7 protein-coding genes are annotated in these 13,769 nt (G+C 42.4%); all 7 read left to right on the top strand.

Annotated features, from left to right (window positions below; all coding sequences use genetic code 11):
• Positions 1-8: 8 nt before the first annotated feature.
• The 7 genes from RYH73_RS25210 to RYH73_RS25180 all read left to right on the top strand — a co-directional run bounded on the left by RYH73_RS25210 (position 9) and on the right by RYH73_RS25180 (position 13,717).
• The gene (locus tag RYH73_RS25210; protein WP_335316201.1) at positions 9-3,242 is read left to right on the top strand and encodes a SusC/RagA family TonB-linked outer membrane protein; all 3,234 of its coding nucleotides are present in this window, start codon (positions 9-11) and stop codon (positions 3,240-3,242) included.
• A gap of 4 nt (positions 3,243-3,246) precedes the next feature.
• Positions 3,247-5,133 (top strand): RagB/SusD family nutrient uptake outer membrane protein, encoded by a 1,887-nt coding sequence (locus RYH73_RS25205; RefSeq protein ID WP_335316200.1) that lies wholly within the window; start codon positions 3,247-3,249, stop codon positions 5,131-5,133.
• Positions 5,134-5,150: 17 nt separating this feature from the next.
• Positions 5,151-5,828: a DUF3823 domain-containing protein gene (locus RYH73_RS25200; RefSeq protein WP_335316199.1), complete on the top strand. Its 678-nt coding sequence runs from the start codon at positions 5,151-5,153 to the stop codon at positions 5,826-5,828.
• An 8-nt stretch (positions 5,829-5,836) separates the two neighbouring features.
• On the top strand, positions 5,837-7,900 hold the full coding sequence (locus RYH73_RS25195; protein ID WP_335316198.1) for a beta-L-arabinofuranosidase domain-containing protein: 2,064 nt from the start codon (positions 5,837-5,839) through the stop codon (positions 7,898-7,900).
• A gap of 60 nt (positions 7,901-7,960) precedes the next feature.
• Entirely contained in the window at positions 7,961-10,456 is a 2,496-nt protein-coding gene (locus tag RYH73_RS25190) for a glutaminase family protein (protein WP_335316197.1), read from the top strand.
• Between the two features lie 221 nt (positions 10,457-10,677).
• Positions 10,678-11,841, top strand: a complete 1,164-nt coding sequence (locus tag RYH73_RS25185) for a 1,4-beta-xylanase (protein WP_335316196.1) — start codon at positions 10,678-10,680, stop codon at positions 11,839-11,841.
• 28 nt (positions 11,842-11,869) lie between these two features.
• Positions 11,870-13,717, top strand: a complete 1,848-nt coding sequence (locus RYH73_RS25180; RefSeq protein WP_335316195.1) for a glycoside hydrolase family 2 protein — start codon at positions 11,870-11,872, stop codon at positions 13,715-13,717.
• The last annotated feature ends 52 nt before the right edge of the window (positions 13,718-13,769 follow it).

The following is a 13,769-nucleotide window of genomic DNA, read 5'->3' as shown; positions in this document are numbered from 1 at the left end:
AATTTCTTATGAGGAGGAATACGCACTTTTATTCTGAGTGGTTACTTATCAAAAAGCCTTTGATAGAGAAACTACATCCACCGTTCCTATTAAAAAAACAGCACAAATACGTTCTGTGCTCATTGATTTGTATGCTTTGGCTTCCTTGGAAGCAATCCTATGCAAACACCGCATCCCTTATTCCTCCAGATACTTACATGGAGGTACAACAACGAAAGATTACGGGGCTCGTACTGGACGAAGCTGATCAACCTATTGCGGGTGCAAGCATTAAAGAAAAGGGAACAACCAATGGTGCTACAACCGATGGAAAAGGAGCCTTTCTATTAACCGTACAGCAAAATGCTATATTGGAGATATCGTATGTCGGTTATATTTCTCAAACCATCATTTTGGATGAAAGTAATGAAGTACGGATAACCATGAAGCCCGATAATCAATCTTTAGAAGAGGTGGTTATTACGGGATTCGGTTTGTCGCAAAAGAAAGCGACGATGACAGGTGCTATTGCAACCATCGGGGCAAAGGATATTGCTAGATCGTCTGCGCCCACCGTTTCCGGTGCTTTAGTCGGTAAAGTTGCGGGTTTGAATACGCGACAAACGGATGGGCGTCCAGGTTCTTCCACACAAATTCGAATTCGGAATATGGGAAACCCATTATACGTAATCGATGGTATACAGTCGGACGTTGGGCAGTTTAACAATTTGGACTTTAATGACATTGAATCCGTATCGGTCTTGAAAGATGCCTCCGCGTCTATTTATGGTGTACGGGCTGCGAACGGAGTCATTGTAGTGACAACCAAAAAAGGAAGTACGAATTCCAAAAATACAGTATCGGTCAGCAGCTATTATGGCATGCAAGATAACTTCAAATTTGTTGATCCTGCCGATGCGAAGACCTACGTACATAATTATGTGCAAGGAGAAACTTTACGGGGTGAACAACGCAGCTATTCACCGGAGGAATATGAAAAATGGATGGCCGGGACTGAAAAGGGATACCAAGGCTTCGATTGGTTGGACTATATCTGGAAGTCGGCACCTCAATACTATTTGAACGCCAATTTTACCGGGGGGTCAGAAAAATCAAACTATTATATATCGGTTGGCCGGTTACAACAAGATGCCACGATAAAAAACTATGGGGGATTTGAACGGACAAACGCGCAAATGAATGTTGAATCCCGTATCAACGAGCGCCTTAAAGTTGGTTTTAGAATGAACGGACGGATTGAGAAACGAGAAAATCCGGGAGTTCCAGGTGGCGACGACTATTGGCTACCTCGCTTCGCGGTACTTAGGAACCTGCCTACCAGAGGACCATACGCCAACGATAATCCGCTATATCCGCAACGTCCGGGAGATGACGTACAAACAAATTTCGCAGTTTTAAACTATGAAAATTCAGGCCGAATGGTTGAAACCTGGCGTAATATTCAATTGCAAGCGAATGCTGAATACGAAATCATGCCCGGGTTAAAGGCGAAAATGCTGGGGGGATATTACTTTGCAGCCCGTAAGTTTGATAACCAGGAGTTTACTTACAATCTTTATCGTTATGATCCAAATTCTGATACATATCCGGTAGATTATACGATGTCAGATCCTTATCGAGAACGGATTTACGGACAGGTTGAAGAGATTACGTCTAATATCCAGTTAGCCTATGACAAAACCTTTGGTGGACATAGCGTCAATGCTATTTTAGGGATGGAAACTATCCAGCGCAGTGATCCTGAAGGTAGAATTGTTAGCAGGCCTACGTCCAATAATTTAAATCTTATAGGTTTTGATGAGTTTAGGTCATTCGACGATCGTGGTAATAACACGCAGGCACGGATCGGATGGATGGGCCGCTTTAATTACAACTACGAAGGTAAATACTTGTTGGAATTATCAGGTAGATATGATGGTTCCTGGAAATACCCACCGAGCGACCGCTGGGGTTTCTTTCCTTCTGCCTCGGTTGGTTGGCGTATTTCGGAAGAAAAATTCTGGAAGGATAATAGTATACATAACTTGATTGACAATTTAAAAATTAGGGGTTCTTATGGTTTGGTAGGCGATGATAATGTGGACGGCTATAATGCTTTTGACTATTTACCGGGTTATGACTATCGGAATGGGGCGTCAGTAATAGACGGAGAGTATGTAATTGGTACTAAACCTAGAGGGCTTCCTGTTACTACTTTATCCTGGACAAAATCAACCATACTAGATGTTGGGTTGGATATATCCATGTTGAAAAGTCGCTTAACTGGCGAACTTTCCTTCTTCCATCGAAAGCGAGATGGCTTACCAGCAGCACGTTACGACGTCTTGCTGCCATCAGAACTAGGTTTTCTGTTACCGAAAGAAAACCTAAACTCCGATGTCAATAAAGGTTTTGATGCAGCTATTCGCTGGGCGGATAATATCAATGAACTCAATTATAGTATTGGTGGAAATGTTACCTATGCACGCTTCTACGATTGGCATCAATATGATAACCGACGTAGCAATTCATGGGATGAGTATCGAAATAGCATCTATCAGCGTTTTGGTTATATCAATTGGGGTCTAGAAGCCATTGGTCAGTTCCAAAGTTGGGAAGAAATTGCTAATTATCCTATTGATAACGATCAGCGAGGAAACACGACGTTAATGCCGGGAGATATCAAATACAAGGATATTAATGGTGATGGGGTGATTAATGATATGGATCAACGACCCATTGGTTATCGAGAGGATGCAACACCTATCTTAAATTTTGGGTTAAATTTTGCCTTCAATTATAAAAGTTTTGATCTGGCGTTTGACTTTTCCGGTACGGCACTTTCGTCTTGGTACCAACGGTATGAGCAAGCGGTACCTTTTCAAAATAATGGCAATAATCCACAGTTTTTATTTGACGATGCATGGCATTTGGCTGATGTATGGGATCCAAATAGTGAAATTATTCCAGGAAAGTTCCCCATGGCACGTTTAAATCAACAGGACCATAGCAATTATTGGAACAGTACCTTTTGGAAACGAAATGTGACCTATGTTAAATTACGTAATTTGGAATTCGGGTACAGTTTACCTAAAGAATGGCTAAATAAAGCAAAAATTTCAAGTGTTAGGGTATATGTTTCTGGACAAAATTTATTCGCAATAAGTAATGTACAAGGAGTAGATCCAGAGCAACAGGATCAGAATGGCTTGGGATTTCCTACCATGCGTATGTATAATTTGGGTTTAAACCTTCAATTCTAATAAAATGAATAGAAAAACTTTTTATATAGCGGCATTGACTTGTACCCTATTGGTTAATGGATGCAGCAACTTTTTAGAGCAAAAGCCGGATACCATATTGCCTGGTGATGAAGTTTATGAAGATCCAAATCTGATTAAATCGGTATTGGCTAATTTTTATGAGCGTTTGAGTCGCGGGTTAAAACCGAATACGACCGATCAATATTATGATTGGGGGCAGCGAGCGGGGGGAGACCTCTATAATTATACGACGATCGATGAAGCAATCAAATACGATTTTGATCAGGTAAATTCTTTTGATCGCAATCGTTGGCGAGTATACGATTATGAAATCGTTAGAAATATTAATCAGTTTTTACAAGGCTTAAACGAAACAACCGTTCTTTCTGAAACTGAAAAGGCCCCACTAATAGGTGAGGCCCGTTTGATTCGCGCCTGGTATTATTTTAATATGTGTCGTAGCTTAGGTGGGATGCCTTTGGTAGGCGATGAAGTGTTTGATTATCAGCCAGGTGATGATGTTTCCGCTCTGCAAATTCCCCGCGCCACCGAGGCTGAAACCTATGATTATATTATTAATGAATGCCATACGATTGCTGGTCTTATGAGTGATCAAAGGACTACCAATTCTGCACGAGCTAATAAGTGGACCGCGAAGATGTTAGAAGCGCGAGCAGCGCTATATGCTGCGTCGCTAGCGAAGTATAATAGCCAAATGGCCTCACCGATCCAGACTACTGGAAGAGAAGTTGGTATTGAGGCAAGCCAGTCGAATTCCTACTATCAGCAGGCCTTAGATGCCGCCACGGAGGTGATTGAACAGAGTCCGTATGTTTTACAAGACAAGCACCCGGATGATAAGGCCCGAAATTTTTACGAAGCGGTTTCCATCAAGGACGGTAATACGGAAGTCATTTGGGCAAGGGATTATATCTTTCCTGGCCAAACACATGGTTTCACCACGGGTAATCTTCCTGCCTCTTTAGCACAAGATGCAAATACCAGTTATTTATCCGTGTTGTTAAATCTAGTCGAAGAATTTGAACCTATTAATACGGAAACGCCCGGAGTAGGAAGCAAATTTGATGTCGGTGCACTAAACGGTACACCGAAGTTTTTTGAAACTGTAAATGAACTTTTTCAACAGCGGGATCCCCGTTTAGGCGGTACTGTTATATTTCCAGGCGCCCTCTTTGGTAGTTCAGAAGTAATATATCAAGCGGGTCAATTAAATTTAGAAAATGGGCAGTGGGTTAAACGTGAAGGTGCGGCAAACAGTCATGATGCACAAGGGAATTTAATTACGTCGGTCAATGGTCCTGTTTTTAATTCGGCGTTGCGCTTGGTAAACAAAACAGGTTTTGGTATCCGAAAGTTTTTGGATGAAACCCCTGGTGCTGGGACAATAGGAAGAGGTTCGGAAGTATGGGAGCCCCGCTTCAGAATAGCGGAGGCTTATCTAATTGCCGCAGAAGCTGCCTTCGAATTAAATGGTGGTAGTAATGCGGTGGCTTTGGCTAATATTAATGCAGTACGTGCACGCGCCGGAGTACAGCCGTTAACTATGTTGACTTTCGAGAATATTGTTCATGAAAGAAGAGTGGAGTTTGCATTTGAAGATCACCGTTATTGGGATATGCTACGTTGGCGTCGGGCCCATTTGACTTGGACGGGTGAACAACGGAATGAAAAGGCCGGTAGGAGAGGCTTGTGGGCTTATCGCGTCGTTGCACCTGGTAGTTCAGAAAATGGTAAATGGGCTTTCGAAGAGAAAAACATGAATTTTATTTATCCCAATCCTTTGTATTTCGAACTACGTCATTATTATAGCGAGCTAGATAATAGTTGGCTTAATAATAATCCAAAATTAGTGAGAAACCCTTACCAATAGCTTAATTGTTAGATATTATGAAAAAGTATAGTATATATTGCTTATTAATCTTTGTGACGCTTGTCTCTAGCTGTGGAAAAGATAATTACGAAGAGCCAACTTCCACTCTGACTGGTCGCATCGTTTATCAGGGAGAACCTCTTCAATTAAAGGGAAGTAATCAAAGTGTCAGAATACAGTTATTTCAGGAGGGTTACGACTTTCGAAGCCCTTTGGATGTTTTTGTCGGCCAAGATGGTAGTTTTTCTGCGAAATTATTTGACGGACATTATAAATTGGTTACGCGGGACGGTAACGGTCCGTGGCTCAATACACGTGATACCACAGAGGTCGAATTGAGAGGAAGTACTTCTGTAGATTTAGAAGTAACTCCTTACTTTACAATTTCGAATCCGTCGATCTCCTTGAATGGCAGTGTGATGAATACTTCTTTTACAATTAATCAGATAGTTGACGCATCACAAATCGATCGGGTGATATTGCTGCTAAATACAACTACATTTGTAGATGAAGTATCAAACATTGTACGTTCGGAATTTTCCGGAGATGACGTTCGAGTAGGCGAAATGGCTTTAGATGTCGATTTTTCTGACAATGCTAAAGCGGTTAATGCAAAAGCTTTATTTGGTCGGATTTGTGTTTGGCCCAGTGGATCAGATCAAGGTATTTTTTCGGAAGTAGTTCGTTTAAAATAGCCTGACTTATGATGGAATCGACAACTTTTATGCGCAACATTTTATTTTCATTCATCATTGCCTTTGTCTCTTGCAAAGCATCATCTCGGGAAGAAGTTAGCAATGTAGATAGGCCTGATACAACAGCTAGTAATGTGAGCTACCTCTCCAACCGAAAGCCTTTGCGATCTTCTTATTTCGTCAAACTTCCTGTTGGCTCCATACAACCGAAAGGCTGGTTGCGGAAATATTTGGAATTGCAGCGCGATGGTTTAACGGGGCATCTTGGCGAGATCAGTGCTTGGCTGGCCAAGAAAAACAATGCCTGGCTGAGTAAGGATGGAAGTGGTGATCATGGTTGGGAAGAGGTTCCCTATTGGTTGAAAGGTTATGCAAATCTGGGTTATATCTTAAAGGACGATCGAATTATAGAAGAGGCAAAAGTATGGCTTAACGCCGCGTTGGAAAGTCAACGGGAAGATGGTTACTTCGGACCGCTCGTTTTGAAAGAGGGTAAACCGGATCTTTGGGGCAATATGATCATGCTTTGGTGCTTACAGTCCTACTATGAATATAGTAAGGATGAGCGCGTATTATCTTTTATGGAAAAATATTTCGCCTGGCAGCGTCAACTTCCGGAAGATAAATTACTGAAGGATTATTGGGAAAATAGCCGAGGAGGTGACAATCTGTATAGTATCTATTGGCTTTATAATCGAACACAAGGTAAGGAATGGCTTTTGGATTTGGCCAAGAAAATTCACCGCAATACAGCCGATTGGAAACAACAGAATAACCTCCCAAATTGGCATAACGTCAATATTGCGCAATGCTTCCGCGAGCCTGCTACATATTATTTACAAACAGGTGATCCAAGCGATCTGAAAGCAAGCTATCGTAATTTCGATATCATTCGGGAACGTTTCGGAAATGTACCGGGGGGCATGTTTGGCGCCGATGAAAATGCAAGAGTAGGTTACACCGACCCGCGGCAAGGGGTGGAAACTTGCGGTATGGTGGAGCAAATGGCTTCAGATGAAATATTAATGGGAATAACGGGTGATCCCTTTTGGGCCGATCATACGGAAGAAGTTGCTTTCAATACCTATCCCGCAGCGGTCATGCCTGATTTTAAGGCACTGCGTTATATCACGAGTCCCAACATGTCTGTGAGCGATAGTAAAAATCATCATCCCGGCATTGATAATACCGGCCCCTTTTTAATGATGAACCCTTTTAGTTCGAGATGTTGTCAACATAACCACGCACAAGGATGGCCATATTATGCAGAACATGTTTTTATGGCGACCCCGGATAATGGCTTGGCTGCTTTGCTTTTTGCTGAAGCCATTGTAACGGCAAAAGTAGCAGATGGGCAAGAAGTCAGCATCGAATCTGCCGGGCACTATCCTTTTGATGATCAGGTTTCATTTACCGTGCATACGGTAGATGCCGTACGCTTCCCTTATTATATACGGATCCCCAATTGGTGTGATCAAGCAAATGTATCGATAAATGGAAAACCAGTAGAACAAACGTTTCAAGCGGGCTCTTACGTCAAGATCGACAGAACATGGAAGGAAGGTGATCAGGTAACTTTACAATTGCCTATGCCACTTGTCATTAAAAAATGGGAAAAGAATAAGGGAAGTATCAGTATTAATAGAGGACCGCTCACTTATTCACTCAAGATCCAGGAGCGTTATATCAAAAAAGATAGCAAAGCTTCAGCCATTGGCGATTCTAAGTGGCAAGCGAGTGCCGATCCTGAAAAGTGGCCTTCCTTTGAGATCATACCCGCATCATCATGGAATTATGGTCTCTTGTATAATGGCCAAAAGCCGGAAGATCTTATTGAGGTGATACAAAAAGAATGGCCACAGGATAACTTCCCCTTTACGCCCGAAAGTGTACCGGTACGGCTAAAAGTCAAGGGTAAACAAATTCCTGATTGGAAAATCGATCAATATGGGTTAACGGATGTATTGCCAGCCAGTCCGGTACAGGTGAATACGAAGGCAGAAGAGCTAGAACTTATACCCATGGGGGCAGCAAGATTGCGGATTAGTGCTTTTCCGGTGATTAGGTATTAGTTTTAAGGGATTAGCTAACAGCTAACAATGGATATACTAAAACAAACAATACAATAGAAGATGAAAAAAAACACCATGTTTAGTGCGCTGATGATTAGCTTAGGCTTCCTATTAAGTTGTGGAAGCGGTGCAGATAAGCAGGCATCAACGGAAATGGAACAAAGTTTAAGGGCTCCCGCTTATCCCTTAATCACGCACGATCCCTATTTCAGCATCTGGTCTTTTGGAGATACCTTAAATGCCCAGTCTACCAAACATTGGACGGGCGAAGATCAGCCACTTATTGCACTTGCGCAAGTGGACGGGAAAGTATACCAATTGGCAAGTAATGCGATTTCGCTGTTGGAAGATGTAGTGCCGACTGCTCAGAAGAAACCTTATGACGTACGCTATACGTATGACAATCCCGGAAATGGCTGGGAAGCAGCAGAATTTAGCGATCAATCATGGAAAACAGGAATGGCACCTTTTGGCGATAATTCGGTAGATAACCCCATGAAGTCAGCATCGCGCTACGATAAGGAGATTTGGTATAGAAGAACGTTTACCTTAGATGAGATCCCCAATGATCCGAAATTACTGATCAGTCACGATGATGCGGTACAAGTTTTTATTAATGGTGTATTGGCTTATGAAGATCCGAATTTTATACTCGATTACGGTCAAAGGGATTTAACTGCCGAGGGTATACAAGCACTTAGAAAGGGAGAGAATATCCTGTCCGTACACTGCCGCAATGATCGTGGTGGTGCTTTCATTGATGTGGGGTTGGTACAGGAGAAGAGATTGTTGGATACCGAATTAGCTAAACAAACAGCGGTACATTTGACGGCAACGCAAACGGCCTACTCCTTCGATGCAGGAGGGGTTGCTATCGATCTGACTTTTACTTCACCTTTATTGATGGATCAATTGGAGGTATTGGCGAGACCGGCCTCGTACCTTACTTTTAAATCAGCATCCAAGGACGGTAAAGCCCACGATGTAAAGATCTGGTTCGCACTCTCGGGAAAAGTAAGCGCTGACAAAGCCAATCAAGAAGTAAAAGTAGCGACGGAGGATCATGATCAATTATTGATACAATCCGTTGGAACCACAAGTCAGCAATTATTGGGAAAAAAAGGGGATAATGTTCGAATCGATTGGGGAAAGGCCTATATCGCGGCCACAAAAAAGGAGTCTATTAGCACAACACCAAACACCTTGCAAGATTTTGTTGCACATATAGCGCAACAAGGGGGCGCTTCGTCAGCAAAGGTCGGTTATGCCGCTGATATACTCATGGGGGTTGAGATGACTTTGGGTAAAGTGTCAGACGCAGTTTCAGAGCATTTAGTAATCGCTTATGACGACGAATATTCAGTACAATATTTTGGTAAAAATCTGCGTCCATGGTGGCGACGGGATAATAAGACAGGTGCACTTGATATGATTCAAGCAGCGGAGAAAGATTACGATCGCTTAATGCAGGCATGCCAATCTTTTGATAAAAAGCTGTCGGCTGATGCCAAAAGTGCCGGGGGGCAGCATTATGCTGATCTATGCAACTTGGCTTATCGGCAAGCAATTGCTGCTCACAAGGTGGTGGCCAATACCAACGGCGAATTACTATTCTTCTCCAAAGAAAACTTTTCGAATGGTTCTATTGGAACTGTGGATGTTACCTATCCATCTGCACCACTTTTTATTTTGTATAATACGGAACTTGCGAAAGGTTTGCTGCGTTTTATTTTTGAATATTCGGAAAGTGGGAGATGGAAGAAACCTTTTCCCTCACATGATGTAGGTACTTACCCGCTGGCTAACGGTCAAACCTACGGTGAAGATATGCCAGTAGAAGAAGCGGGGAATATGATTACATTAACTGCAGCTATTGCGGTAAGAGATGGTAATGCGCATTTTGCGGAGAAACATTGGGAAACATTGACGACATGGACTGATTTCTTGAAAAAAGAAGGCCTTGATCCAGCGAATCAGCTATGTACAGATGATTTTGCAGGACACTTGGCGCGAAACGCCAATTTATCTGTGAAGGCTATAATGGGAATCGCTTCTTATGCGAAACTAGCCGAAATGTTGAAAAAAGAAGCGGTAGCAAAGGAGCATTTCGATTTGGCAAGACAAATGGCTGCCGAATGGATGAAGCTTGCCGCTAATGGCGACCATTATACCCTAGCTTTCGGCCAAAAGGATACCTGGAGCCAAAAATACAACTTGATATGGGATAAGCTGTTGAAGTTGAATATTTTTCCCAAAGAGGTGGTTGAAAAAGAAATTGCGTTTTACAAAACCAAACAACAGACTTACGGTTTACCTTTGGATAGTAGAAAGACCTATAGCAAATCGGATTGGATTTTATGGACTGCTACACTCGCCGATGATGCCGATTTCGAGACATTTGTAAACCCGGTTTGGAAATTTGCCAACGAAACCCCCGATCGCATTCCGTTAAGCGACTGGCATGAAACTACGGATGGAAAATCGGTCGGTTTCCGTGCCCGCTCAGTCGTTGGTGGTTATTTTGTGAAAATGTTGGAGAAGGAAATGGCTAAATAGTTGCGTAGTTAACGAGTTGGGTAGCAGAAATGTATTGACAACGGTAGCCGAAATCGATATTGCATGCTGAAGTCAACGAACAGCTAAGACTGCATGTCTAATGCCTATTTTGAGACAATATAAAGAAAAATTGACACAGCACTTGTTGGTTTATCGTACGATAATCGTTTCCTTTGATTGGAAGATTTTTTATCAAGCGATAAACCAATTAGCAAATCGATATGAAGCTATCAACACTTTTAGGAATTTCATTAATTATTTCCACGAGCTGGCTCATAAGCTGTTCTTCGACCGTTAATAAAGGTGGGGATCAGCAAGCAGTGGAAGCAACGTCAACACGTTGGTCGGCCGAAGAGGCGAATAAATGGTATGAAGAACAACCGTGGCTTGTAGGCTGCAATTTTAGTCCGAGTACGGCTATTAATCAACTGGAGATGTGGCAGAGCGACAGCTTTGATACACTAACAATTAACAAAGAGCTTGGATGGGCAGCCGATTTGGGCTTTAATACCGTTCGCGTATACCTTCATGATCTCGTTTATGAGCAAGATAGTGCCGCTTTTTTGAAGCGCATGGACACCTTTTTAACGATTGCAGACAAACATCGTATCAAACCCTTATTTGTTTTCTTCGATTCATGCTGGGATCCTTTCCCTCAGTTGGGAAAGCAGCGGGAGCCAAAACCGCATGTTCATAATTCGGGCTGGGTTCAAAGTCCGGGGTCAGAAAAATTAAAGGATAGTACACAATATCCTAAACTAGAACGTTATATCAAAGGTGTAGTGGCCCATTTCGCACAAGATAAACGTATTTTGGGCTGGGATCTTTGGAACGAACCCAATAATCCGAACAAAAGCTCTTACGGCAAAGTGGAATTAGCGGATAAGGACAGCTATGTTTACAATTTGCTTAAGAAAACGTTTGATTGGGCACGTGCCAGTCAACCAAGTCAACCCCTAACTTCCGGCTTATGGGATGGGGGTGATTGGTCTGATTCTACTGCTTTGACACCGATACAACGCTTGCAATTGGCGGCTTCGGATATTATTACTTTTCATAATTACGAAGATCCTACATCCTTTGAAACACGTATTAAGCAATTGCAGGGATATGGGCGTCCGCTATTATGTACGGAATATATGGCTAGACCGAACCAAAGCACCTTTGAAGGCAGTTTACCCATTGCAAAGAAGTATAAAGTGGGGGCCTACAACTGGGGCTTTGTAGATGGAAAAACGCAGACTATTTACGCGTGGGATAGTTGGTCTAAGTCGTATGACGCACCACCGAAAGTATGGTTTCATGATATCTTGAGAAAAGACGGCACTCCTTATAATAAGGAAGAGGTTGCCTTGATTCAATCGCTTACCGAGACAACGAATTAATATTTTTATTTTACATATAAACGAACGCATGACACGTAACTTGATTTTTGGATCCTTACTTTTTATTAGTTCACAACTAGCTGTTGCACAAGACGCAAATTGGAAACCGGTTGGGGATAAAATTATGTCGCCTTGGGCTGAGAAAGTAAATCCGAAAGAAACGCTTCAAGAATATCCAAGACCACAACTGGTACGCAAAAGCTGGCAAAACCTGAACGGCCTTTGGCAATATGCCATAACCTCAAAAACGGAGCAAAATATTCCAGGCAATTTCCAGGGAGAAATTCTCGTACCTTTTGCTGTTGAGTCTGCCCTATCGGGGGTAGGAAAAACCGTAGGCAAAGATCAGGCCTTATGGTATAAGAATACCATTAAACTGGAAACAGTCAATAGTAAGGAAGATGTCTTGTTACATTTTGGGGCCGTTGATTGGCAATGCGATGTCTATATTAATGGTCAGCAGGTAGGTAGCCATCAAGGAGGTTTTGATCCATTTTATTTTAATATCAGCAAATACCTTAAAAAAGGGAAGACACAAGAAATAGCGATTCGTGTTTGGGATCCTACCGATGAAGGACCTCAACCTCGTGGAAAGCAAGTGAATAAACCCGAGGGAATCTGGTATACACCAGTTACGGGTATATGGCAAACCGTTTGGCTGGAAAATGTACCAAAAACATATGTGGCTAGTACAAAACAAACACCGGATGTGGATAATAAATCACTGAAGTTTTATGCACAGGTAGAAGGAAGTCAAAGTGGTGATCAAGTTAAAGTCGTGGCACTGGATGGCGAGAAAGTTTTGCATGAGGAGACAGTCACCGCTGGATCGGAAGCAACTTTGACCTTATCGGACGCTCAACACTGGTCGCCATCCAACCCGAAACTTTATAATTTACAGGTATCGGTTCTTCGGAAAGGAAAAGTGGTGGACAAAGTGACCAGCTATTTTGCCATGCGAAAAATATCAATGGCAAAAGATAACAAGGGGATTCAGCGATTGATGTTAAATAATGAATTTGTATTTCAATACGGTCCACTCGACCAAGGTTGGTGGCCAGATGGCTTGTATACCGCTCCAACAGATGAAGCTTTGCTGTTTGATATTATAAAAACCAAAGAGATGGGTTTCAATATGATTCGTAAGCATATCAAGGTGGAGCCTGCGCGTTGGTATCGTTATTGCGATAGTGTTGGTCTATTGGTGTGGCAGGATATGCCGAGCGGTGATTTGGGGGGGAATCGTTGGGATAATCACCCCGGACAGCTTTCAGGACATAATTTAGATAAAGAACGTTCTACAGAATCTGAGGCCTATCATCGAAAAGAATGGAAGTCGATTATGGATGTATTGCACAACTTTCCAAGTATCGTTGTGTGGGTTCCTTTCAACGAAGCTTGGGGGCAATTTAAAACAAAGGAAATTACCGAATGGACGATGCAATACGATCCGTCACGTTTAGTGAACAGCGCCAGTGGCGGAAATTTCCTAAAAACAGGTCATATATTGGATATTCACAACTATCCGGATCCATCTATTCCTGATCCTGCTTTGTTTGGCGAAAAACAAGTCCTGGTATTAGGTGAATTTGGTGGCTTGGGCTTACCGATTGAGGGTCATACCTGGCAGCAAAAGAACAACTGGGGGTACCAAAGCTTCAAGAATAAGGATGAACTGTTAAAACGTTATACGAAGTTGGTTGAAGACTTAAAACAGCTCATTCCTTTAGGGCTTTCCGCGGGCGTATACACCCAGACAACCGATGTAGAAGTGGAAACAAATGGAATGATGACCTATGATCGCGAGGTAATTAAAATCCCTGAAACACAATTGAATCAGCTGCATCAGTCTCTGTACCAGAAAACGATAGACTAAAGTGATTCGCTTAAAAAAAGCGATCATAGAAGATGGGAAGAGATGGACCACT

Origin of the sequence: Olivibacter sp. CPCC 100613, assembly GCF_036959255.1 — a bacterium.
GTDB lineage: Bacteria > Bacteroidota > Bacteroidia > Sphingobacteriales > Sphingobacteriaceae > Olivibacter.
Note: the sequence above shows the minus strand (reverse complement) of the source record. Positions and strands in the feature narration are given on the sequence as shown.